Annotated in this window: 21 protein-coding genes; 10 read left to right on the top strand and 11 right to left on the bottom strand. The window is 65.4% G+C overall.

Annotated elements, in window-relative coordinates; all coding sequences use genetic code 11:
• The first annotated feature begins 274 nt into the window (after positions 1-274).
• On the top strand, positions 275-2125 hold the full coding sequence (locus DKK67_RS00295; RefSeq protein ID WP_111493266.1) for a HAMP domain-containing methyl-accepting chemotaxis protein: 1851 nt from the start codon (positions 275-277) through the stop codon (positions 2123-2125).
• Positions 2126-2331: 206 nt separating this feature from the next.
• On the opposite strand, the gene msrB is transcribed toward DKK67_RS00295, so the two are convergent.
• From msrB to DKK67_RS00260, 7 genes are all read right to left on the bottom strand, one after another.
• On the bottom strand, positions 2332-3519 hold the full coding sequence (gene msrB / locus DKK67_RS00290) for a peptide-methionine (R)-S-oxide reductase MsrB (protein ID WP_111493264.1): 1188 nt from the start codon (positions 3517-3519) through the stop codon (positions 2332-2334).
• Between the two features lie 102 nt (positions 3520-3621).
• Entirely contained in the window at positions 3622-5109 is a 1488-nt protein-coding gene (locus DKK67_RS00285; RefSeq protein WP_111493263.1) for a sensor histidine kinase, read from the bottom strand.
• A 3-nt stretch (positions 5110-5112) separates the two neighbouring features.
• Positions 5113-5814: a response regulator transcription factor gene (locus tag DKK67_RS00280; protein ID WP_111493262.1), complete on the bottom strand. Its 702-nt coding sequence runs from the start codon at positions 5812-5814 to the stop codon at positions 5113-5115.
• A gap of 83 nt (positions 5815-5897) precedes the next feature.
• Complete coding sequence (locus DKK67_RS00275; RefSeq protein ID WP_111493261.1) at positions 5898-6194, bottom strand: pentapeptide MXKDX repeat protein; 297 nt, start codon at positions 6192-6194, stop codon at positions 5898-5900.
• A gap of 306 nt (positions 6195-6500) precedes the next feature.
• Positions 6501-7376, bottom strand: a complete 876-nt coding sequence (locus DKK67_RS00270; RefSeq protein ID WP_111493260.1) for a carboxylate/amino acid/amine transporter — start codon at positions 7374-7376, stop codon at positions 6501-6503.
• 89 nt (positions 7377-7465) lie between these two features.
• A complete protein-coding gene (folE, locus tag DKK67_RS00265) occupies positions 7466-8161 on the bottom strand; it encodes a GTP cyclohydrolase I FolE (protein WP_111493259.1) in 696 nt (231 codons plus the stop codon).
• 291 nt (positions 8162-8452) lie between these two features.
• A complete protein-coding gene (locus DKK67_RS00260) occupies positions 8453-9316 on the bottom strand; it encodes an alpha/beta fold hydrolase (RefSeq protein WP_111493258.1) in 864 nt (287 codons plus the stop codon).
• Positions 9317-9569: 253 nt separating this feature from the next.
• Between DKK67_RS00260 and DKK67_RS00255 the strand changes: the two genes are divergently transcribed.
• Complete coding sequence (locus DKK67_RS00255) at positions 9570-10973, top strand: MATE family efflux transporter (RefSeq protein ID WP_111493257.1); 1404 nt, start codon at positions 9570-9572, stop codon at positions 10971-10973.
• Here DKK67_RS00255 and DKK67_RS00250 read toward each other — a convergent pair.
• On the bottom strand, positions 10897-11922 hold the full coding sequence (locus DKK67_RS00250) for a GGDEF domain-containing protein (protein WP_322873896.1): 1026 nt from the start codon (positions 11920-11922) through the stop codon (positions 10897-10899). The genes DKK67_RS00255 and DKK67_RS00250 overlap by 77 nt on opposite strands.
• 243 nt (positions 11923-12165) lie before the next feature.
• On the opposite strand from DKK67_RS00250, the gene DKK67_RS00245 reads away from it, so the two are divergent.
• The 7 genes from DKK67_RS00245 (at position 12166) to DKK67_RS00215 (ending at position 17833) form a co-directional block, all read left to right on the top strand.
• Positions 12166-12609 carry an acyl-CoA thioesterase gene (locus DKK67_RS00245; RefSeq protein WP_111493255.1) on the top strand — a complete coding sequence of 148 codons (444 nt, stop codon included), beginning with the start codon at positions 12166-12168 and terminating at the stop codon, positions 12607-12609.
• A 133-nt stretch (positions 12610-12742) separates the two neighbouring features.
• The gene (locus tag DKK67_RS00240) at positions 12743-13879 is read left to right on the top strand and encodes an HD-GYP domain-containing protein (protein ID WP_111493254.1); all 1137 of its coding nucleotides are present in this window, start codon (positions 12743-12745) and stop codon (positions 13877-13879) included.
• Between the two features lie 48 nt (positions 13880-13927).
• Entirely contained in the window at positions 13928-14731 is an 804-nt protein-coding gene (locus DKK67_RS00235) for a phosphotransferase (protein WP_111493253.1), read from the top strand.
• A 141-nt stretch (positions 14732-14872) separates the two neighbouring features.
• The gene (locus DKK67_RS00230) at positions 14873-15553 is read left to right on the top strand and encodes a type 1 glutamine amidotransferase domain-containing protein (protein ID WP_111493252.1); all 681 of its coding nucleotides are present in this window, start codon (positions 14873-14875) and stop codon (positions 15551-15553) included.
• A gap of 4 nt (positions 15554-15557) precedes the next feature.
• Complete coding sequence (locus DKK67_RS00225) at positions 15558-16523, top strand: NAD(P)H-quinone oxidoreductase (RefSeq protein ID WP_111493251.1); 966 nt, start codon at positions 15558-15560, stop codon at positions 16521-16523.
• A 79-nt stretch (positions 16524-16602) separates the two neighbouring features.
• Positions 16603-16971: a thiol-disulfide oxidoreductase DCC family protein gene (locus DKK67_RS00220; protein ID WP_111493250.1), complete on the top strand. Its 369-nt coding sequence runs from the start codon at positions 16603-16605 to the stop codon at positions 16969-16971.
• Positions 16972-16981: 10 nt separating this feature from the next.
• A complete protein-coding gene (locus DKK67_RS00215) occupies positions 16982-17833 on the top strand; it encodes a DUF6279 family lipoprotein (RefSeq protein WP_111493248.1) in 852 nt (283 codons plus the stop codon).
• Positions 17834-17864: 31 nt separating this feature from the next.
• Here the strand turns inward: DKK67_RS00215 and DKK67_RS00210 are convergent, their stop codons facing one another.
• The 3 genes from DKK67_RS00210 to DKK67_RS00200 form a co-directional block, all read right to left on the bottom strand.
• Positions 17865-19931, bottom strand: coding sequence for a bifunctional metallophosphatase/5'-nucleotidase (locus DKK67_RS00210; RefSeq protein ID WP_111493246.1), 2067 nt, complete (start codon positions 19929-19931; stop codon positions 17865-17867).
• 144 nt (positions 19932-20075) lie between these two features.
• A complete protein-coding gene (gene fghA, locus DKK67_RS00205; protein WP_111493244.1) occupies positions 20076-20912 on the bottom strand; it encodes an S-formylglutathione hydrolase in 837 nt (278 codons plus the stop codon).
• 208 nt (positions 20913-21120) lie between these two features.
• Positions 21121-21552: a CBS domain-containing protein gene (locus tag DKK67_RS00200; RefSeq protein WP_111493243.1), complete on the bottom strand. Its 432-nt coding sequence runs from the start codon at positions 21550-21552 to the stop codon at positions 21121-21123.
• 185 nt (positions 21553-21737) lie between these two features.
• On the opposite strand from DKK67_RS00200, the gene DKK67_RS00195 reads away from it, so the two are divergent.
• Positions 21738-22772 (top strand): GAF domain-containing protein, encoded by a 1035-nt coding sequence (locus DKK67_RS00195; RefSeq protein WP_111493241.1) that lies wholly within the window; start codon positions 21738-21740, stop codon positions 22770-22772.
• Positions 22773-23011: the final 239 nt, after the last annotated feature.

Genomic DNA, 23011 nt, shown 5'->3' with positions numbered 1-23011 from the left:
AATCCTGTTCTAGACTGCCTAGTAAAGGACGATGCCCCCGGCACCAGACCGGACGCCCGAATGGATGCGGGTAGGAATCCACCCATTTCAAACGGACGATCCTCCGGCCCGATCCGATTCCCGGCGGCGGCGAGCTTCTTGCTTGGCTGGCCCCCTGGTAACGGCGTACGCCGCAGGCGTTTGGTCGAATATCCATACCAGTTGTCCGGGCCGTCCCTCGAAATCCAATCAAAAGGGCCCGGTGGGTCGCACAACCAAAAAACGAGTACTCGACATGTTCCGCTTCCTTTCTTCCCTGACGATCGCCCGCAAGCTGGCGATCGGGTTCAGTATCCTGATCATCCTGGCGGCCCTGGTGGGCGGCCATGCGCTGCTGCAGCTGGAAAGCTACGGGCACCGCTCCAATGTGGTGGCCCAGGCCGGCCAGATGGAGGCCCTGTTGCTGCAAGCCCGCACCGAAGAGAAGAACTTCATGCTGAACGGGGACGACGCGCGGCTTCAGGAGGCGGTCAGCCTGGGGCAGCAGGCGGGAACGGTGGCCAGGACCCTTGCCGATGAGCTGGTCGTACCGTCGGACCTGGAACTGCTCAAGTCCGTTCGCGACGGCAGCGCGCGCTACACCCAGAGCCTGCAGGATCTGGCCCGCACCCAGTCCGCCCGCGACAGCGCGGTGGCGGAGTTGGAGGAAAGCGCGCGGATCACCGCCAGCCGGCTCAGCACCGAGCCCCAGCTCTACGTGGCGGAAGGTGCGCTGAAGAAGATGCGGGGCTACGAGCGCCAGTTCCTGATCCAGCACGATGATGACGCCGTTGGCCGGTTCGACAAGGACGCCGAGCGCGCCCTGCAATCGATTGAGGGCACCTACATCAGCGACGATGCCAAAGCGGAAATCACCGGCCTGTTCCAGCGCTACACCGCCGCCTTCGACGAAGCCGTCTCCGCCTCACGCCAGCTGCGGGAACTGGAGGAACAACTGGTCACCACCGCGCGCAGCATCCTGGATGCTGCGCAGTCACTGCAGACCATCCAGTTGGGGAAAATGGAGCGTGACCACGACCGCGCCACCATCCTGATCAGTCTGGGCATCCTGGCGGCCATCGTGATCGGTGTGCTGCTGGCGTGGGCGCTGTCGCGCAGCATCATCCGCCCACTCAAGGAAGCCGTGGGCCTGGCCACCCAGGTGGCCGACGGCAACCTGCGCGCCCACGCCGAATCCGACCGGAGCGACGAGCTGGGGCAGTTGATCAACGCCCTGGGCCAGATGATCGCCAACCTGCACAATCTGGTGGGCGACATCAACAGCGGCTCCCATGAGATCGCCACTTCCACGGGGCAACTGTCCAGTGTCACCGAGCAGACCAGCCAGGGCATGACCGACCAGCGCGACCAGACCGACCAGGTGGCCACGGCCATGAACGAGATGGTGGCCACCGTGGGCGAAGTCGCCAAGAGTGCCGAGGAAGCGTTCGACGCCGCCAACCGGGCCAGCACGACCGCCAATGACGGCGATACCGCGGTGGGTGAAACCCTGAGCTACGTCAGCGAGTTGAACAACCTGCTGGAGCGGGTTCAGGGACAGGTGCAGACGCTGCAGTCCGACACCCGCAACATCGGCACCGTGCTCGATGTGATCAAGGCCGTCGCCGAGCAGACCAACCTGCTGGCCCTCAACGCCGCCATCGAGGCCGCCCGCGCCGGCGAACAGGGTCGCGGCTTTGCCGTGGTGGCGGACGAAGTACGGTCACTGGCCCAGCGTACCCAGAGTTCGGCGGAGGAGATCGAATCGTTGATCGACAAACTGGTGCACAGCGCGGAAGCCTCGGTGACGGCCATGAGCGAAGGCACCGACCTCGCCGGCCGCACCCTGGACCGCGCCCAGACCGCGGGCCGCACCATCAAGGCGATCACCCAGTCGGTGGAGGAGATCCGCCAGCTCAACAGCCAGATCGCCACGGCGGCGGAGCAGCAGTCGTCGGTGGCGGAAGACATCAACCAGAACGTCACCCGCATCCGCGACATCAGCGACCAGTCCGCCAGCGCCGCGACCCAGGTGGCCTCGTCCAGCACCGAGCTGGCGCAGCTGGGTGAAAACCTGCGGACCCGGGTGGCGCGGTTCAGCGTCTGACCCCGCAAAGCCGATATGGGTGAGCGAATACCGTGGGATTGGATCGAAGCGAATGGACGCCCCTGCCGAAGGAAGGACAGGGACGTCCTGGTCGCTATTATGGCCAGGGACGGCCATTAATAGCAGCGTAGGCAGGGGTGTTCATTCGCTGCCGGCACCCAGATGCCCCGCTTGTCGAAAAGCGGGTTACCGGGCCATCGCTTTGCTCAGCTCAGCGGCGGCCCCACTTCATCCAGGTACTCGCCGTAACCGGCCGCCACCATCTCGTCCCTGGGAATGAACTTCATGGCCGCCGAGTTCATGCAGTAGCGCAGGCCGGTGGGCGCCGGGCCGTCCTTGAAGACGTGGCCCAGGTGGGAGTCCGCCACGCTACTGCGGATTTCCGTGCGGGTCATGAACCAGGACTTGTCCTCTTTCTCGACCACCGCGTCCGGCTTGATCGGGCGCACGAAGCTGGGCCAGCCGGTGCCGGACTTGTACTTGTCGGCGGATGAGAACAGCGGCTCACCGGACACCACGTCCACGTACAGGCCCACCTGCTTGTTGTCCCAGTATTCGTTCTCGAACGCCGGCTCGGTGCCGTCCTTCTGGGTCACCTTGTACTGCATATCGGTGAGCATCGACTTCAGTTTCTCGTCGCTCGGCTTGACGAAACTGGCGTCGTCGAAGCCCTTGGCATCGGCGCCTTTCATCGCCTGCCCTCCGTCGTCGGAGTCCACGTTCTCCGGCCGGAACTGGGCGAAATCGATGTCCTGATCCTCGCCCCAGACCTGCTCGATGAACTGGTAGCGGCCGGAGTTGAAGGTGTAGAACTTGTAGCGCACCGGATTCTTCTTGTAGTAGTCCTGGTGGTACTTCTCGGCCGGGTAGAACTGCTTGAGCGCGGTGATCTCGATCACCACCGGCTTGTCGTAGCGGCCGGAGTCCGCCAGTGCGTCACGCGAGACTTCCGCCAACCGCTGCTGTTTGGCCGTGTCGTAGAAAATCTCTGGACGGTACTGCTGGCCGCGGTCGACGAACTGACCGTCGGCATCAGTCGGGTCCATGAAGCGCCAGAATCCCTGCAGCAGTCCCTGGTAGGTGATCACGTCCGGATCGTAATAGACCTGCACCGCCTCGGTGTGGCCGGTGCGGCCGGAGGACACCTGCTTGTAGGTGGGATCGGCCTCATCGCCGCCGGCGTAACCGGACACCGCTTCCACCACGCCGGGAATCTTCTCGAAACCGGCTTCCACGCACCAGAAGCAGCCGCCGGCGAAGGTGGCCACCGCCAGCGACGGATCGTCCGGCGCAAATTCGGTATCCGCTTTGGGCTCGTCATCGGCCGCGTAGACCTGCAGTCCGACCGTGCCGGCGGACAGCATCAGGATGGCAGCCAGGGTTATGCGTTTCATACCACTTACCTCTTCGGGTGTCCCAGTTTTGAGACTCCAGTATCGGGTAAAAGATTCACACCATTTTCCCCACGTTATTACGAATTCATAACGGATTCGGGATCAGTCGGCCATCGCCGACTGGAACGGCAGGCGAATGGCGAACGCCGCGCCGCCCTCCGCCTCGTTGCGCACGCGGATATCGCCGCCCTGCAGATCCATGATGCGCTTGGCGATGGCCAGCCCCAGACCGGCGTGGCCGGGTTCGTCGCGCTGCTCGCCGCGGTAGAGCGCATCGAACACATGGGGCAGGTCCGCCTCGCGGATGCCCGGCCCGGCATCGCGCACCGTGACTGTAAGCCAGCGCTCGTCTCCCGCCAGATCGAGCACCACGTCGCTGTGCTCGGGGCTGTAGCGCAGGGCGTTGCGGATCAGGTTGTCCAGTACACGTTCGGTCATGCCCAGGTCACCCAGCACCATGGGCAGCCCCAGATTTCCGGTCACCCGGAGTTCGACGCCCTTGCGGGCCGCCTCGGGGCCGTGCTTCTGGGCGACGTCGTGGATCAGCTCGGCCGGGGTGAACGGTTCCGGCTGAGGCCGTTTCTCGCGAGCTTCCAGCGCCGCCAGCTCGAACAGTTCGTCCACCAGATGACTCAGGCGCCGGCTTTCATCCAGGGCGACATCCAGAAAGCGGCCCTGCTGTTCCGGCGAGAGGCTGTCCCGTTTCATGCGCAGGCTTTCCACATAGCCCTGCATGGACGCCAGCGGGGTGCGCAGGTCGTGGGAGACCTGGGCGATCAGGCGCCGGCGCAGCGTGTCCTTCTCCTGCAGCTGTTCGATCTGGGAGACGATGCGGTCAGCCATGCGGTCGAAGGCGACGCCCAGGTAGTCCACTTCGTCCCGGCTGCGACCGCGCTCGTCGGCCCAGCGCGCCCGGGCGGCCCAGGCGGACGGGTCGCCCTGTTCAAACTGCTCCACCAGCCGGGTCAGGCGGGTCAGACGTCGTGTCAGCAGACGGAACACCGCCAGCCCCGCCACCAGGCCGAACAATAGGCTGAAGGCCACGGCCCAGGCGCTCATGCCGATGAAATGCCCTTCCCGGGCCATCATTTCCACGGAGTCGTATTCCTCGCCCCGCAGCACCACGTAGAGGTAGCCCTGGATGTTGTCAGCCGAGGGCACCGGCGTCACCGAGAAGGCTTTCTGCCGTTCGTGGCTGCGCGGGTCGTCCCCGAGCACCGGGTAGGCGGTCTCGTCGACCAGCAGGTTGCGGATGGGGTCGAGGGACACCCGGTTGCGCTTGATCTTCTCCGGATCGGCGGAGTAGGACAGGATCTTGCCGTCGGGGTCGAGCAGGTAGATCTCGATGCTGGGGTTGATGGTCATATAGAGCGCGAACAGCTCCTTGAGGGCTGTCTGGTCGATGCGCCCCTCGTCCACCAGGTTGCGGTCGGAGACCAGGTCCCGGGCCAGGTTGCGGTTCAGCTCCTGATTCACCGAGGCGTAGTACTCGCGCAATGACACGGTGCTGATGAAGGTGTAGACCAGCCCCACGGCAACCATCAGCACGAACAGCCCCGCAGCCAGGCGGGTGTACAGCGAATTCAGCATGGTTCAGTCCCGGAAGCGATAGCCAACGCCCCACACCGTCTGGATGTAGTACGGGTCGGACGGGTCGCGCTCGATCTTGCCGCGCAGGCGATTGATGTGGGTGTTGACGGTGTGCTCGTAACCTTCGTGATTGTAGCCCCACACGGAATCCAGCAGCTGGCTGCGGCTGAAAACCCGCCCCGGCTGACGGGCGAAGTGGTAGAGCAGATCGAACTCCCGCGCGGTCAGCTCCACCTCATTGCCGGCAACGGTGACCCGGCGGCGCTCGGGGTCGATGGTCAGGCCCTCAACGTCGATGCGATCGCCCGGGCTGGCGTCGTCGGCCGGAGCGCTCATGGCATCCACACGGCGGAACAGGGCTTTGATGCGGGCGGCCAGTTCGGCCACGCTGAAGGGTTTGGTGAGGTAGTCGTCAGCGCCGATTTCCAGGCCCAGCACCCGGTCCAGCTCGGTGGACTTGGCGGTGAGCATCAGTACCGGCACATAGCCCGTCCCGGCGCGAATCTCGCGGCAGATGGACAGGCCGTCGAGGCCGGGCAGCATGAGGTCCAGCACCACCAGGTCGATGCCGCCTTCCTGGTAGCGCTTGAGGCCATCATCGCCGCGCGGCACCAGGATCGCCTCGCAGCCGATGTCTTCCACGTGCATCTTGACCAGCTGGCCGATGCCCGGGTTGTCTTCGATGATCAGTACGGTTCGGGTCATGGTTGTCTCAGTTGCCGGTTACGCGGCCTCGGGGGCTGCGCGGGCGGCCACCACCGGCCAGGGCCGATGGCGGCTGCCGGGGATTACTGCATGGCATCCTGCTTCATGTCGTCGCCTTTCATGCCGGCGTCCTTCATGTCGTCGTGATGCATCTCGTCCTGCATCCCATCGTCTTTCATCATGCCGTCGTCGTGCATGGCATCCTTTTTCATGTCGTCGTGCATGGACTCCTTGGCCATGCCGTCGTCCGCCATGGTCTCGTGCTGCATGTCCGACGTCATGTGGTCCTCGCCGTCCATCATCTCATCAGCGTGGACGACTGCGGTGCCGGAAAGCAGGACGGTGACGGCGGCGAATACGATCGGGGTCAGTGTTTTCATTATGCGTTCTCCTGTCATGGACCCACGGCCAAATGCCGCAGGGGACAGGACGCAGCCTGACAACACCCGCTCACGGGCCCATCACGGCCCGCTAAAGAGTCTATAAAGGAAAGTTCACAAAACCATCACGGGCAAGGGGCTTTGCGGCAGGAGACGGCATTACAGGCATTCAGGCCTTGGGGTGGGAAGCGGGTGCTCCACCCTTGCCTTCGCTGCTATTAACGGCCATTCCTGGGCGTAATAGCGACCGGCACGTCCCTATGCCTCCTTCGGGACATCCGCTTCGATCAGGCTCAAGTGAGACCGCTAGACAGCGTTCCTCAGTGCCAGCCGCCCGCGCGAGAACCGGGCGTTCACCCACAGCGACAGCATCATCACCGCGCCCCCGGCGAGCAGGCGGCCCAGGTCGGCGTCGCGGTTCCAGATCAGCAGGTTGACCAGCAGGCCGGCGGGCACCAGGGCGTTGTTCATGATCGCCAGGGTGCCGGCGTCCACCAGGCAGCCGCCGCGGTTCCACAGGAACAGGCCGATGCCCGACGCGGCCAGCCCCAGCCAGGCCAGGATGCCCCACTGCAATGCGGTGTGCGGCAGCTTGTCGGCGTTGCCGAAGATCAGGAATGACGGCAGCGCGAACACCAGGGCGCCGGCGTAGAAGTAACCGAAGAAGCGGAACAGCGGAACCTCGGTGGGGAAACGCTGGATCAGGTGTTTGTAGCCCACCTGCCCCGCGGCAAACGTGGCGTTGGCCACCTGCAGCAGCAGGAAGCCGGTCAGGAAGTCCTCACTTAGACCGTCGTAGCGGATGATGCCCGCCCCCAGGGTGGCGATCGCCGCGGCCACCAGGGCCATGGGCGAGAAGCGGCGATTGAGGGCATCGTCGAACAGGGTGACGTAGAGCGGCGTGAAGATGGTGAACAGCAGCACTTCCGGCACGCTCAGGTAGGCGAAGGACCGGTACAGGCACAGGTAGGTGATGCCGAACTGCAGGGCGCCGACCACGGTGACGCCGGCCTTAAGCTCCCAGCGCACGCCGCGCCAGCGGGTAAACGGCAGGAACGCCAGCCCGGCCAGGACCACCCGGCTCAGCACCGCAAAGTCGCTGTCCACGTGGCCGGCGAGGAACTCACCGATCAGGCTGAAAGAAAACGCCCAGAGGACGGTTACGAAGACCAGCAGCGCCACAACTCACTCCATCGTTCGGGATCGCGGATTCAGGCGGCGCAGTATACGGGATTTACCGGGCGCCTGCCGCGCACCGGCGTTGATCCGGCTCAGCCGAGGAACTCGCGCCGGTACTGGGGATCGGTCTTGAAGCGTCCGCCCAGGGCCATGGTTTCGGTCTGGGAATGAGTGTCCTGTACGCCGCGGGATTTGACGCAGTAGTGGGTAGCGTCCATGTGCACGGCCACGTCTTCCACATCAAGCAGGGTCTGCAGGGCGACCATGATCTGGTTGGTCAGGCGTTCCTGCACCTGCGGGCGCTTGGCGAAGAACCGCACGATGCGGTTGATCTTGGACAGGCCGATCACCTTGTCCCTGGGCAGGTAGGCCACCCGGGCCAGCCCGTCGATGGTGACGAAATGGTGCTCGCAAGTGCTGGTGACGCTGATGTCGCGCACCTTGACCATTTCCTCAACGCCCATCTTGTTCTCGATCTGGGTGATCTTGGGAAACTGGCTGTAATCCAGGCCGGCAAAAATCTCGTCCACGTACATCCGGGCGATGCGGTCGGGGGTTTCCGCCAAGCTGTCGTCGTTCAGGTCCAGCCCCAGGGTCTGGGTCATCTGGCGCATCAGCTCACGGATCCGCTCGACCTTCTGGTCGCGGGTCAGGTGATTGTCCACCATGGGCGTTTCCAGGCCCCGTTCCACCAGCGCGCTGCGCACCGCGAGCGCCTCTTCACTGAGCCGTGATACCGCGACGGAGTCCGCCTCGCGGAGGGACGAAGTCTGCAATTGCTGCGACATGGGAAAGCCTCTGCCCTGATGGATACACACAATGACGCATTTACGCTGGATAGCGGCATTGGATTACTCGGCCGGCGACGATCGTTGACCGGGATCGTCCCGCCATCACCTCGCCAGCCAGCACCTCGCCAGCTAGCACCTCGATAGGAGCGCAATTATCCTTGGCCGAGGGCAGAAGCGCAAAAATAGATCGTATAACACGCTAATAGCAGGTCGCTATCGATCCACGCAAATCCATTGCATCAACCCGATAACGCTCATGAGTTCATGAATAGCGGCGATGAATAGCGATCACGACAGCCATTGCCGCAGGCGCCCGAACAACTGCGCCTGAAACGTTTCCGACAGCGGGTACAGATGCCCGGCCCCGGGCATCAGCTCCAGGTCCGCCCGCGGCAAACGGGACGCCAGGTGCCGGGCGTAATCGGCGGGAACGAACGGATCCTGCCCGCCCTGGTACAGCCACACCGGTATGGCGACCTCGCCGAGCCGGAAGCCCCAGTCCACCAGTTCGGTCATCAGGTCGTCGGCAATGGCCCGGGCGCCGCTGCCCAGGCACAGGATCTGATCCGCCTGGAAGCGTTGGGTGGGCCCGTGCCGGGCCAGCAGCTCGCGATCCTGGCCGCTGGTCAACTGGCGCGCTTCGCGCAGGTACAGGCCTGGATGACGGCGGGACAGCCACACCAGCGCGCGCACCACCAGCCGCAACAGCCGCGGGCTCCATGACGCCAGCGCCGGGCCGGGCCAGCGGGTGGTTTCCAGCAGCGGCCCACGGCGCGGGTACTCGGCAAAGTGGGTATAGCCGGACAGACACACCGCCAGCGAGACCCGGTCCGCCAGGGCGTGGGCGCAGGCCAGGGTGCGCGAGCCACCGCTGGACCAGCCCATGGCCACGAAGCGGTCGATGCCCAGGGCATCGGCCAGCGCGGCCGCGTCCCTTGGGTAATCGAGCAGCACCCGTCCGGGCTGCGCCGACGAGCCGCCAATACCGGGACGATCCGGCACCACCAGGCGGAAGCCGTGCCGCCGGGCCTGGCGATGGAAGAACCAGCCTTCCATGCGGCAACCCGGCATGCCGTGGGCGAACAGGATCGGGACGCCGTCGGGATCGCCCAGGTCGGCGTACATCAGACGGCGCCCGTCGGGCAGGATCATGAGGTGATCGTGGCTGCGAAAAGCGGCAAAACGGTCGATGGCCCAGTTCCTTCTGGCGCGTTTGCGGGGGCGGAGATCCGAGACTAACAGATCGTTTGCGATCCGTAGATTCCACAATGCGGGACAACCGCTCGCCGGCGTAGCTTCATGGTAGGCTTGCCGGCTGTCTGAACAACCTTTAACCGGATCGCTGTCGATCCGATCGCTCTCAACCGGGGCATTCTCAACCAGGCACTATCAACCGGATCATCCCGTGGACGAAACCCATCAGCCCATACCGGTCGCCCAGCAAGGGCGGCTCGCCCGCACGCTGTCCGAATGGCGGACCCTGGCCAAACTGGGCGGCCCCATCCTGGTCGCGCAGCTGGCGCAGGTGGCCAATGGCGTGATCGACACGGTGATGGCCGGCCACGCCAGCGCCGAGGATCTGGCCGCGGTGGGCATTGGCAGCAGCCTGTGGATTCCGCTGTTCCTGATGTTCATGGGCTTGCTCGGCGCGCTGCAGCCGATCATCTCCGGCCATCGCGGCGCCGGCGAGCTGCACCGCATCATGCCGGTCACCTGGCAGGGCATCTACATCGGCCTCGCGGCCACGCTGGTCATGGTGGGGCTGCTGATCAACGTCTGGCCGGTGCTCGACGTGCTGGACCTGGACCTGCACACCGCCCTGATCACCCAGGGCTACCTGGACGCCTTCTGCTGGGGCGTGCCGGCGATCCTGCTGATGACCGCCCTGCGCGGGCTGACCGACGGTCTGGGGCACACCAAGGTGATCATGGTGTTCTCGATCATCGCCGCGGCGGTCAACCTGCCACTGAACTACATCTTCATCTACGGCAAGCTGGGTCTGCCGGCCATGGGCGGCGTGGGCTGCGGCTGGGCCACGGCCCTGTCGAGCTGGATCGCCGCGCTGGGCCTGCTGATCTACCTCAACCTCAGCCGCGCCTACCGTTCGTTCCACCTCTGGCGCGAGCGGGCCAGACCGGACTGGCACATCGTCAACGAGATCCTGCGTCTGGGCGTGCCCATCGGCCTGACCATCTTCATCGAGGCCAGCATGTTCTCGGTGATCGCCCTGTTCCTGGCGCCGCTGGGGCCGGTGGTGGTGGCCGGGCACCAGATCGCACTGAACGTGGTGTCGCTGGTGTTCATGGTGCCCATGAGCCTGGGCATGGCGCTGACCCTGCGCATCAGCTTCCTGGTGGGCGCGCGGCAGCCCGACACCGCCCGCCTGCTGGGGCGCAGCACCCTGCTGCTGTCCCTGGCCATCGCGCTGGTCTTCGCCGCCCTGCTGGGCTTCGGCAACACGCTGATTGCCCGGCTCTACACCCATGAGACGGATGTCCAGGCGGTGACCGCGCACCTGCTGATCTTCGCCGCGCTGTTCCAGATCGCCGACGTCACCCAGGTGACCTGCGCCAGCGCCCTGCGCGGCTACAAGGACACCCGCGTGACCCTGTTCATCATGCTGTTCTCGTTCTGGGGCGTGGGGCTGCCGCTGGGCTGGGCACTCACCTTCACCGACCTGATCGTCGAGCCCATGGGCGCCGCCGGTTTCTGGGTGGGGCTGACCATCGGCCTTATGTCGGCCGGGGTGATGCTGGGGACGCGACTGTTCCGTTTTCAGGCGCCGTCACCGGCACTCGCTCCCGGATAACCACGCAGTTGCGTCCGCTGGCCTTGGCTTCGTAAAGAGCCGAGTCGGCGCGCGCCATCCAGCTGTCCACGTCATCGCCGGCATAAAGCGAGGCGACACCGAACGACGCGGTCACCCGCCCGCCCGGGCAACGCAGCTCCGTGGCCAGCTTGTGGCGCAGGTTTTCCGCCACCGCCCGGGTACCGGTCTCCTGCACGCCCGGCATGATCAACACGAACTCCTCCCCGCCGAACCGGTACATGGTGTCCGTGCGCCGGATATACCGCTGGATCAGATTGGCGCATTCCATCAGTGTGGCGTCTCCCTGGCGATGGCCGAACTGGTCGTTGATGCGCTTGAAATGATCCAGGTCGAACAGGATCAGCACATGGGGCATATCGTTGCGTTCGAAGCCGGCCACCGCCGCCTGCATGTCCTCTTCCATCGCGCGCCGGTTCTTCGCCCCGGTGAGCGGATCGTGGGTGGCCAGCCGCTCCAGGCGCTCGCGCTGGTGCTGGTTGCGGCGGGCGAAAATATAGGCGCAGGCGCTGACCACGACGCAGGTCGTGGCGAACGACAGCATCTGCTCGCTGGATTCGAAGGCCTGGCCGTGCAGCATCAGGCCGGCCACCGCCAGCCCGTTGATCGCCACAGCGATGATCGGCAGGGTCAGGAAGAAGTTGGTGACCATCGCCGGGTACAGCCAGAACAGGCCAACCCCACCCACCACCGTCGCCACCGCAGTACCGCCGGCGCAGGTGCACAACGCCAGGAAAAAGCCGCTGCGGCGGTTGTCGCCGGTGCGCCAGGCATAAGTCACGGTGACGCAGATGGACGCCAGGATCAGCAGATCGACGATCGCCGCCACCAGGTTGCCGGTGGCGAAACGGAAGATGGCGAACGGCGTGATCCCGAACACCGCGCAGGCGCCCAGCAGGGTAATGATCGACAGCTGAAAATCGTGTCTCAATCGATAGAACATAGGGCAGGCCAGTATGCCGGCGCGAGCTGCGGGCACGACGCACGAATTATTATTGGTTGTGGATCATCCGGAACGGGCCGACTCGTCCCAGGCCTTGGCCGAGCGGACAGTAGACCGGTAAAACTGTCCATAGCCTAGCCACTTCCTGGCAAAAAGGTAGGCTTTTCCCGTTAAATGTTAAAAAAAGCGATGCAATCCCGCTTTACCCGTAACACCCACTGAGGAGTGCCCATGCCAGCCCCCTTCGAGTTCCGCTTCCGCGTCCGTTACGGCGAATGCGACGCCCAGGGTGTGGTGTTCAACGCCCGCTACGGCGACTACGTGGACATCGCCGTCAACGAGTACATCCGCACCCTGTTCGGGGACTACCGGCACCTGCTGGAGCAGGATCTGGACTTCCAGGTGGTCAACCTGAACCAGAGCTGGCAGTCACCGGCGCGCTATGACGACGTGTTGTGCGCGCGGATCGAGCCGGGCCGGATCGGCACTACGTCGTTCACCCTGCACCTGGCGTTTGTCGAGCTGGGCGAACAGCGGCCGGTAGCGACCGCCGACATTACCTACGTCATGATCGCCCCCAGCGCCGGCGGCAAGACGCCGGTGCCCGACGCCATCCGCGAGAAACTGGCCCGGGGCGCTCCGGAAACGCGGATCAGCCATGCCGGAGAGGCCTGACGGGAAACGCAAAACATTGTCAGAGGGTCTGGGCGGGACCGGCTTTTTCAATTACAAACTATCAACAGATGCGATAGATTAGAAAAAACACTATTAATAGTATCCGTTCGCTCAGTTGAAGGGCCTACCCGCTGTGTCAAACCTGGTTCGAATTGCTCCCGGCGCCCTGGTCATCGGCAAACCGCTGCCGTGGACGGTTTACGACGCCGAGGGCAATGTGCTGCTCACTCAGGGCTACGTCATCCAGACCGATGTCCAGCTCGAGCAGCTGTTCGAACGCGGGCTGTTCTATCCCAGACGCAGCGACGCCCCTGCCCCGGAGCCGGCCGCCAACGACATCGATGAGCGCCCACGCAACCCGTTCAGCGACTACCCGCAGTTGCTGCACACCCTGGAACTGGCGCTGCGTGCCATCGACAGGCCCGCGCCGGACGCCCGCCAACGGGTGCTGGGGCTGGCCAACCTGGTGATACGCTGTTGCCGGGAAGCGCCCGATCCCTGCCTGGCGCTGGTCCACCTGTATTCGGTCGAGCCCACCGCCTACGAGCAAACGCTGTTCTACGCCATCATCTGCTACTTCGTCGGCGACCAGTTGGGCATGGAGGACAAACGCCTGCGTGTTCTGATCGGCGCGGCGCTCACCGCCAACCTGGCCCTGCTGCCGTTTTCCGACAAGCTCAACCAGTCACGCCACCGGCTCAGCGAATCCCAGCGGGCCATCATCCACAAGCATCCGGAGCTGGCCGTGGCGGCCCTGGAACGCGCCGGGATCGACAACCGGCTGTTGCTCACCATCGTCGCCCAGCACCACGAGCAACCGGACGGCTCCGGCTACCCGGCCGGCCTGTCGGGCCCGGACATCCTGCCGGAAGCCCGCATCGTCGCCCTGGCCGAACGCTACACGGCGATGATCACCCGGCGCGCCTACCGCAACCGCTACAACATCACCGAAGCGCGCCAGGCCCTGGCCGAGGCCAGCCACCGGCTACAGGACCGTTCCCTGCACCAGGCCCTGCTGCGGGCGCTCACCCCGTATCCGCCCGGCGCCCTGGTGCGGCTGGCCAACAACGAGGTGGCGGTCGTTACCCATCGCCCCACCGGCCTGCAGGGCGCCGTGGCCCAGGCCATCGTCAATCCCACCGGCAACCGTTACGTGGGCGCCTTCAAACGCGACTGCACCCGCCCGGAGTACCAGATCCAGCAGGTGGAAGTGCCCGATGACCTGCCCTCCATGGATTTCGGCCAGCTGTGGGGATTTGATCGCTCCTGATCCCTGTGCGATAACCGCGCCCATGCACACGCCCTTTCTCCCCCGAACATGAACGCCCCACAGGAACGCCCGCTAGAGGCGCTGCCCGCTGATTGGCAGGCGGCGTTGGCCGGCGCCCGGGTCCGACATTTGCCGGCCGGCCTGTGCAACCACGTCTATCGCGTCGACAGCGGCCCGCAAAGTCTGGCCCTGCGCCTCAACAACCCGGCGCCGGATGCCCTGGGCATCGACCCGGCGCGCGAAGGCGCCATTCTCGACGGCATCGCCGACCAGCCCTGGGCCCCACGGGTGCGCTACCGGGACCGCCACTGCCTGCTCACCGACTGGGTCCAGGGCAGCCCGCCCGCCGGCGGCTCCGGGGCCCGCCTGCACTGGCTCGCCCACGCGCTCAACAGCGTCCACACGTGCCCCGGTGACTGGCCCGCGTTGGACATTCCCGACCAGTTGCGCCGCCTGATCAGCCGCTGCGGCATGCCGGAAAGCCGCACCCGGGCCCGCATCGAACCGCTCCTGGCCGACCTGCCCGCCACAGACCGCCGGGTTCTCTGCCACAATGACTGGCATCCGGGTAACCTGGTGATCGGGCCCGGCGGCTGGACGCTGCTGGACTGGGAGTTCGCCGGCCTGGGCGACCCAAGGCTGGACATCGGCGGCGCCATCAACGGCTTTGCCCTGGACGCGAGACAGATAACGTCACTGAGCCGCCTGACCGGTTTCCCCGTAAAGGAACTGACGCAGGCCTCGACGATCATGAAAGTCATGGAGATCGTCTGGTACGCGGCCAACCCGGATCTCGCGCCGGAGCGGGCCGGTGACCTGGCGGACTGGCTCGACGGCAACCTGCGGCTCTGAACCGCAACGCAGACGGGTTGCGGGTTTCCACGACAGGTCAAACGCGCTGCACTGGACCCATTAAGTAGACGACCGGTCTAATAATCGTTACGGTAAGGCCATTCCATTCAGCTCTCACTAACCGGACTCAGGAGGAGCAACATGAAAGTACTGATGGTTCTGACCTCTCACGACCAGATGGGCGATACCGGCCACAAGACGGGCTTCTGGCTGGAAGAGTTCGCATCACCCTACTACGCGTTTGTCGATGCCGGCATCGACGTGACCCTGGCCTCCCCCGCCGGCGGTCAGCCTCCGGTGGATCCCAACAGCGACGCCGAAGACGCCCAGACCGATGCCACCCGTCGTTTCAAGCAGGACACCGAGGCGCGCAAAGCGCTGGCCAACACCCTGAAGCTCGATGCCGTGTCCAGCGCCGACTACGACGCCATCTTCTACCCCGGCGGCCACGGCCCGCTGTGGGACCTGTCGGAAGATCCGGTCTCCATCAACCTGCTGGAAACCGCGGCCGGCAGTGACAAGGTGATCGGCGCCGTATGCCACGCCCCGGGCGTGTTCCGCCACGTCAAGGGCGCCGACGGCGAATCCATCGTCAAGGGCCGCCGTGTGACCGGCTTTACCAACTCCGAGGAAGCCGGCGTGCAGCTGACCGACGTGGTGCCGTTCCTGGTGGAAGACATGCTCAAGGAAAACGGCGCGGACTTTGGCCGCACCGACGACTGGGGCAGCCACGTGGAAATCGACGGCAAACTGATCACCGGCCAGAACCCGGCGTCCTCGGAAGCCGCGGCCAAGGCGGTGGTCCAGGCCATCAAGGGGTAAGCCCATGAAAGCCATCGCGATTGACGGGGAACGCCTCCTGTGGCGTGACCACGACGCGCCGGGCGAACCGGCGGCGGACGAGGTCACCCTCGACGTGGCCTACGCTGGCATGAACCGGGCCGACCTGATGCAGCGGGCGGGCGCCTATCCGCCGCCGCCCGGAGCCTCGACGATTCTGGGTCTGGAGGTCAGCGGCCACGTGCGCGCGGTGGGCGAAGACGTCACCCACCTGCAACCCGGAGATCCGGTGTGCGCCCTGCTGACCGGAGGCGGTTACGCCGAGCGTGTCCGTGTGCCAGCGGTGCAGGTGCTGCCGCTGCCCGACGGCGTCTCCCTGCGCGATGCCGCCGGCCTGCCGGAGGTGTTCGCCACCGCCTGGCTCAACCTGTACATGGAAGCGGCCCTCAAACCGGGCGAGCGGATCCTGCTGCACGCCGGCGCCAGCGGCGTCGGCACCGCGGTGATCCAACTGGCCCGGGAACTGGACAATCCGGTGTTCGTGACCGCCGGCAGCGACACCAAGATCGAGGCCTGCAAGGAATTGGGCGCCGAGGCGGGCTGGAACCGCCACAACGGTCCGTTCGTCGACGCGGTGCGCGACTGGGGCGGCGTCGATATGGTGCTGGATCCGGTTGGCGGAGCCTACATCGGCGATGACCAGAAGGTGCTCAACCTGAACGGCCGCATCGTGCTGATCGGCCTGATGGGCGGGCGCCAGGGCGAGGTGGATCTGGGCGTGATGCTGATGAAACGCCAGCGCCTGATCGGCTCCACCCTGCGTTCGCAGCCGGTCGCGCTCAAAGGCGAGGTGATGGATGCCCTGTACGAGACGGTCTGGCCACTGCTGGCCAGCGGCCAGATCCGGCCGGTGATCGACCGGGTTTTCCCCATCGCCGATGCCGAAGCGGCCATGGCCTATCTCCAGGCCAACGAGAACCAGGGCAAAGTGCTCTTGCAAGTGGCGACCTGAACCGCTCATCCAGCCATCGTCACGCGGCGTACGTTAAAAATGACGTACACTGGAAGAAGCCTCTCTGGATTCCGCGACCATGGCTGACACACTCTACTACGACGGCCGCTGCCCGCTGTGCCGTCACGAAATCGACCTCCTGGGCCGCTGGCAGACCGGCGGCCTGAACCTGGCCGACATCCACACGCTTGTCCCGGACCCGCAGCACCCGGACCGTGAGAGCCTGTTGCGCCGGCTGCATCTGCGCACGGACGACGGGCACTGGCTGGTAGGGCTCGACGCCACCGTCCGGGCCTGGTCCCACACCCCGTTCGGAGCGCTGCTGCGTCCGCTGCGCTGGCCGGGCCTGCGCCGACTGGCCGACCGCTTCTACACCACCTGGGCCCACCGCCGTTATCAGCGACGCTATGACTGCAGCCTCTGCTCAGCGCCAACCCGCGACCGTTAGGCGCGTCGCCGTGCTGCTGGCGCTGGCCCTGCTGCTGGGCGGCTGCAGCACCACCCGATTCGCCTATCAGCAGATGGACTGGTTCGCGGCCTGGTGGGTGGACGACTACATCCCCCTGGACAACCGCCAGGACGCCCGTCTGCAGGCGGACGTCCGCGCCTTCCGGCAATGGCACTGCCGCCACGAACTGCCCCGCTACGACGCCTGGTTAGCCGACCTGGAAAGCCTCGCGCTCCAGCCCCCCATCCGGGAAACCGAGGTGGCGCACCTGCAGAACCGCTTCTTCAATGCCCTGGACCGGCTGTTGGCGCGGATCGAGCCCGGCGCCACGCGTCTGCTGTCGTCCCTCAGCGACGAACAGGTGATCGCACTGGGACAGGCCATGGCCCGCAACCAGGCGGACAAGCGCGAGGAGCTGCTGGGCGACGATCCAGCCGGCCGGCGGCTGGCGCGCATGAATGAACGGGCCGAGCGCTGGCTGGGACCGCTCACCGGTGAACAGCGCGCCACCCTGGTGAACTGGAATCAGGGGCGAGGGCCGATAACGGAAATCTGGCTGGAGGGCCGCGGCCGCTGGCAGGCAGCCCTGATGGAGAGTCTGGAGCAGCGCCACGAGCCGCACTTCCCCAGCCAGGTCCGGCAGCTGCTGAGCCGTGACGGTGCGGCCCGCGGCGAAGCCTACCAGGCCATGCGCGCCGACAGCCGCCAGGCGCTGGCCGGGCTGGTGACCGATCTGGTCAACCAGTCCACGCCCGCGCAACGGACCCACCTGACACGCGAAATCCGCCAGCTGCGGACGGATTTCACGGCCTTGAGCTGTCCCGCCCGGGGGATAGCCGGCGACTCGGCGGCCGCCGGCTGACGCTGACTCAGGCGGGAAATCGGGCGGCGACTCAGGGAACGATCACAGAATCGGCACGGACCGACAGATTCTGGATACGCTCGTCGTTGGCCGCTTCCGTCTCCGCCTCGCTGAAGAACACGCTGCCGGTCGGATCGAAGGTGGCCCTGAGGTATTCCGACAGGGCGTCCTGCTCGCTGCCGTAGCCGGCGAAATCAGTCAGGCCCGGGTCGTCGGTGCCGTCGGTGTCCGGCAGTTCCTCTCGCAGGTCGTTGGTCAGGTTCTTGAACGGATAGCCGTCGCCGCAGCTGTCCGCCCCGGCTTCGGTGCCCGTCTGCACGCAGGACGCCAGGAAGCCCAGGGTCACCATCCGGAACCCGGTCGACGCCTGCGCGGCCACCAGACTGCCGTTCTCAACCACGGTCACGTCCCCACTACCGGTTTCCACCACCAGCGACTGGATACGGCGGCCGGTGGTCGCGGCGCCGGTGTTGGTATCGCCTGCGGTGCGGGCGGTCCGGGCCGGATCGAAGCTGAAGCGCATACCGGCGATCTGCGGGAACTGACCGGGTGTGGCGCCGTCCGCGGTGGCGGCAACCGCGTGCTCCATCAGGTCGTGAAGCTCGGCACCGGTCACGGTCAGCAGGGCCAGGCTGTTGTTGAAGCGCAGCGAGCCTTCAATGTCGAACTGGGAGATATCGCCCTCTTCCTTGCCCACGCTGTCGTTCGCCGCCGGCGGCAGGAACTCGGCGTCGTCCGGGTCGTTGGAGCCGGCCGGCTGCACGATCTGGCCGATGGCGGAACGGATGCCGCCGCCGTTCTTCAGGGAAATCACCGTGTCCGGATCGAAGGACTGGGCGTACCACAGGTTGGCCTGGGCGCTCAGGTTCCCCAGGTTGGTTTCCTCGGTGCGCACCTGACCGCGGCGGCCGTCGAGGTAGACCGAAGTCTGGCCGACGATGTTGCCGTCGCGCGCCGCCAGCACCTCGCGGATGGCCTGGGAGACTTCCGCCACGCGCGGGTTCACCTCGCCCATCAACTGGTCGACCGTGCTCTCCGTGGAAGCCCAGGCGCCGTTCACCGCCGGGTCGAGCCGGTCGGTGTCGATGACGCCGTCCGCGTTGAAGGTCAGGACCAGGCGCCCCAGGTACTTGTAGTCGCCGTCCACGTTCACCACCAGCACCGGCTCGCCGTCGGGGGATTCGAACGACAGCGGGTAGGTGTCGGCGGCGGTGTCGCCGTCGCGCAGCACGTCGTCGGCGTCCGCCAGCAGGGTGTTGGAGCCGCCCGCCACGATCACGTCCACGCCGTTCAGGCGCTGCGCCAGGGCTTTCTCGTAGGCGATCTGCTGCATGTGGGCCACCAGCACCACCTTGTTGATGCCGGCGTCGGTCAGTTCGTCCACCGCCGGCTGCACCACCGCGGCGATGTCGTCATAGAGCTGGGCTTCCTCAGCCACGACGTCCGGCGTGATGGTGATACCGCCGGTGCTGGTGATCGACGCCAGGGCCGGCGTGGTGGCGCCAACCACCCCGATGCGCTCACCGCCGACGGTCACGACGGTGGAAGCGGCGATACGACCGGCCATGGCGGCGTTGTCCTGCCCGGCGTCGGTGGCCAGGGGCGCCAGGGCGTCGTCGGTGGTGACGTCGAGGTTGGCGGACACGAATGGGAAGGCGGCGCCCGGGTAGCTGTTGTCGCCGTCGGTTTCGGCGCTGAGCATGGCGGCAAATTCCCCGGTGCCGCCGTCCAGGTCATGGTTGCCGATGGCGGACACCGACACCCCCATGGCGTTCATGAAGGCGATGTCGGCGCGGCCGTTGGCCGGCACACCCAGCGCTTCGACCAGGGCGTCGTCGCTGGCGGCGAAGTAGCGCGGGCCGGGGATGACGTTGTCACCGGAACTCACCAGCAGGGTGTTGTCCCGGTCGGCGCGGAAGGCGTTGACCAGCGCGGAGAATCGATCCACCTCGTCGATGGCGCCGGGGGCACCATCCACATCCGCGAAGTGCAGCAACTGCAGCGTGTATTCATCTCGGTCGTCATCGTCGTTGCAACCGGTTAGGATCAGTGCCGACGCGCTGACGGCAAGCGCCAAAAGCGTTTTGGTTCCCTTCATGTCCCGTCTCCAGCTCGAATCATTTGTTCACGGCCGCTTTTGTAACAGCCTGTAACAAATAGACATGCTGGCGACCGAACACGACAGTGCGATGGCACTGTCGTGACAGCTTGTTGACGCCGGTGTTACAGCGGGATGTCCCCGCTACAGCAGACCCAGAGCCTTGGCGTGATGCTCCAGGTGCTCGTCGATGAACGAGGCGATGAAGAAGTAACTGTGATCGTAGCCGCTGTGCATGCGCAGGGTGACGTGGTGATGCACCCGCTCACAGGCCTCGGCCAGTGTCTCCGGATAGAGCTGCTCTTCCAGGAACTGGTCCGCCGTCCCCTGGTCGATCAGCAGCGGCAGGCGTTCGTCCGCCTCCGGAATCAGCAGGGTGGCGTCGTACTCGGCCCAGGTGGACTCGTCACTGCCCAGGTAGCCCAGGAAGGCTTTCTGGCCCCAGGGGCAGGCGGTGGGGTGGCAGATAGGCGCGAAGGCGGACACCGACGCATAGCGGCCCGGATTCCTGAGGGCGGCGATCAGGGCGCCGTGTCCGCCCATGGAGTGACCGGAGACCGAGCGCGTTTCGGTCACCGGCAGGTTGGTTTCCACCAGCGTGGGCAGCTCGCTGACCACGTAGTCGTACATGCGGTAGTGGGCCGACCAGGGTTCTTGGGTGGCGTTGACGTAGAAGCCGGCGCCGCTGCCGAAATCGTAGTTGTCATCCTCGCCCGGCAGGTTCACGCCGCGCGGGCTGGTATCCGGGCAGACGATCGCCATCCCCAGCTCCGCCGCGCGCTTCTGGGCCCCGGCCTTCTGCATGAAATTCTGGTCCGTGCACGTCAGCCCCGACAGCCAGTAGAGCACGGGCACAGGCGCCTTGCGGGACTGGGGAGGCAGGAAGACGGCAAATTCCATATCGCAGTTGAGCACGTCGGAGCGATGGCGATACCGGCGATGCTCACCATCAAAGCAGCGGTTGGATGAAAGCAGTTCCATGGTGGGGTTCCTCTAGTGCTGTCTCGGGGCGGGCCCGAACCGGATCGCCTGACCGGTGACGATCGCGCGGCGGACCGCACCCAATAAAAAAGCCCGGCACGACCAGCGTCGCGGGGCCCGATTGTCCTGTCGATCCAGCCATTATGGCGCGCCCGTGCCTGGAACGACAACACACCCCGGCGTTCATCCAGACCGGAACGGACGGTGGCTAATCGTCCTCGGTGGCGAAACGGGGAACCTGGGAGCCGTAACCGGATTTGGCCAGTGCCTGGAGGATCGCCGCGCGGGTGACGATGCCCACCAGCTTACCGCCATCGACCACCGGGTAGATCTTGGGTTTGTTGCGGCCGAGATTCTGTGCCAGGTCCACCATGGCCATTTCCGGGGGTACCGTCAGCGGATCAGCAAACATGACATCATCCACAACCGGTTCGCCCTCGTGGTGATAGCTCGTGACCAGCAGCGCGTGGATGCAGTCCTGCTCGGAAACGAATCCCAGCACATGGCGTTTCTCGTCGACGACCGGCAGCCCACTCACGTGGTTGCGCAAGAGCACATTCACCACCTTCGACAACGAGGTGCCGCAACGCACGGGCTCAATGTGATTCCACATGACGTCACTGACCTTGAGTGATCGCATAAGCGTGCCTCCTGTTCAGGGGCCGGCATTCAAACCGCCCTCCCCTAAAGCTAGGCAAAGATCGGCGGGATGGAAACATCAGGAAGTCAACCAGTGCGCCGAAGTGAGCCGAGACTTCATCGCCCGTTAACCCGTCGCCCGGATCTGTCTATAATGGACACTCGTCCGAACACGCCGGATCCGCAATGAAAGCACCGCCCCTTGCTCCCGACGAGCCTCAACGCATCGACAGTCTGCGTGCCCTGCGCGTGCTGGACACGCCGGTGGAAGAGCGTTTCGAGCGCATTACCCGGCTGGCACAGAAATTCTATGGCGTCGCCATCGCCGCCATCACCCTGGTGGACGAGGATCGCCAGTGGTTCAAGTCGATCCAGGGTCTGGAGGCGAAAGCCACCGAAAGGCGCGTTTCCTTCTGCGGTCACGCCCTGCTGGAGGACGATATTTTCGTCGTCGAGGACACCCTGCGGGACGAGCGCTTCGACGACAACCCGCTAGTGACTGGCCCACCCCACATCCGTTTCTATGCCGGCCTGCCGCTGCGGGTGCAGCAACGGATTCCGGTCGGCACCCTGTGCGTGATCGACTCCCGGCCCCACGCCACCAGCGAATTCGACTTCAGCGTCTTGCGGGACCTGGCCGCCCTGGCCGAGCGCGAGTTCGCCTTCGAAAGCCCCGCCAACCGCCGCGACACGATCCACGGCGGCCCCCGTGAGAACCTGCTGGACGAGGTCACCGGCCTGTGGAACTGGGCCGGCATCACCCGCCAGTTGGAGGAGTCCACCCAGCGCATCAAGATGATCGGCGGTGAGATCACGCTGGTGTGGCTGCGGGTGACGCCGGCGGACACCGGGAACACCTCCGCCGAGGCCGACAACGCCGTCCGCCGTGACTGGAGTGAACGCCTGCTGGGCGCCCTGGACTTTTTCGACACGGTGGGCACCCTGGACACACGCGATTTCCTGCTCATGGTCCATGAGGGCGAGCGGGCCCAACTGCTGGTTCGCCTGGGCATGGTGGCCAACCGGCTGACGCAGAATGGCGACCCCGCCTATACGCCGCCCCATCACCTGGCTTTTGCGGCGCTGAAAACCATCGACGGCCGGATGGGCGTGGCCGAGATCCTGGAACAACTGGAGAAGGGCCTGCCGGAACCCGAATCGGACTCGGGCACGCTGGTGCTGATGAATGGCCGACAGCGCTCGCGCATCCCGCTGCTCTGACTTCTGGAGACCGCCGCGGCCTCAACGCAACGATGGATCACCGGTCAGGCAACACTTTTTAACAATGTTCGCCTACTACTTATTCCCTAAGCTGTTTGATTAATGTACATTTCTCCTGCGTTTCGGGGATCCTCCCTGAAACGTGCCCTGAAGTCCTTCAGGGCGACGTGCGTGGCCTCCACAGCAACGTCTTTACACAGTACATCGCCAAGGCGTTTTAAATGACGGGTCGCTCCATG

This window comes from Marinobacter bohaiensis (assembly GCF_003258515.1).
Lineage (GTDB): Bacteria > Pseudomonadota > Gammaproteobacteria > Pseudomonadales > Oleiphilaceae > Marinobacter_A > Marinobacter_A bohaiensis.
Note: the sequence above shows the minus strand (reverse complement) of the source record. Positions and strands in the feature narration are given on the sequence as shown.

What these genes read in the sequence shown, in the direction of transcription:
- DKK67_RS00220 (WP_111493250.1), top strand. Translation starts at nt 16,603, where the DNA reads ATGGCTGACACACTCTACTACGACGGCCGCTGCCCGCTGTGCCGTCAC.
- DKK67_RS00195 (WP_111493241.1), top strand. Translation starts at nt 21,738, where the DNA reads ATGAAAGCACCGCCCCTTGCTCCCGACGAGCCTCAACGCATCGACAGT.
- folE (WP_111493259.1), bottom strand. Translation starts at nt 8,161, where the DNA reads ATGTCGCAGCAATTGCAGACTTCGTCCCTCCGCGAGGCGGACTCCGTC.
- DKK67_RS00280 (WP_111493262.1), bottom strand. Translation starts at nt 5,814, where the DNA reads ATGACCCGAACCGTACTGATCATCGAAGACAACCCGGGCATCGGCCAG.
- DKK67_RS00210 (WP_111493246.1), bottom strand. Translation starts at nt 19,931, where the DNA reads ATGAAGGGAACCAAAACGCTTTTGGCGCTTGCCGTCAGCGCGTCGGCA.
- msrB (WP_111493264.1), bottom strand. Translation starts at nt 3,519, where the DNA reads ATGAAACGCATAACCCTGGCTGCCATCCTGATGCTGTCCGCCGGCACG.
- DKK67_RS00245 (WP_111493255.1), top strand. Translation starts at nt 12,166, where the DNA reads ATGCCAGCCCCCTTCGAGTTCCGCTTCCGCGTCCGTTACGGCGAATGC.
- DKK67_RS00285 (WP_111493263.1), bottom strand. Translation starts at nt 5,109, where the DNA reads ATGCTGAATTCGCTGTACACCCGCCTGGCTGCGGGGCTGTTCGTGCTG.
- DKK67_RS00235 (WP_111493253.1), top strand. Translation starts at nt 13,928, where the DNA reads ATGAACGCCCCACAGGAACGCCCGCTAGAGGCGCTGCCCGCTGATTGG.
- DKK67_RS00200 (WP_111493243.1), bottom strand. Translation starts at nt 21,552, where the DNA reads ATGCGATCACTCAAGGTCAGTGACGTCATGTGGAATCACATTGAGCCC.
- DKK67_RS00225 (WP_111493251.1), top strand. Translation starts at nt 15,558, where the DNA reads ATGAAAGCCATCGCGATTGACGGGGAACGCCTCCTGTGGCGTGACCAC.
- DKK67_RS00260 (WP_111493258.1), bottom strand. Translation starts at nt 9,316, where the DNA reads ATGATCCTGCCCGACGGGCGCCGTCTGATGTACGCCGACCTGGGCGAT.
- DKK67_RS00275 (WP_111493261.1), bottom strand. Translation starts at nt 6,194, where the DNA reads ATGAAAACACTGACCCCGATCGTATTCGCCGCCGTCACCGTCCTGCTT.
- DKK67_RS00230 (WP_111493252.1), top strand. Translation starts at nt 14,873, where the DNA reads ATGAAAGTACTGATGGTTCTGACCTCTCACGACCAGATGGGCGATACC.
- fghA (WP_111493244.1), bottom strand. Translation starts at nt 20,912, where the DNA reads ATGGAACTGCTTTCATCCAACCGCTGCTTTGATGGTGAGCATCGCCGG.
- DKK67_RS00295 (WP_111493266.1), top strand. Translation starts at nt 275, where the DNA reads ATGTTCCGCTTCCTTTCTTCCCTGACGATCGCCCGCAAGCTGGCGATC.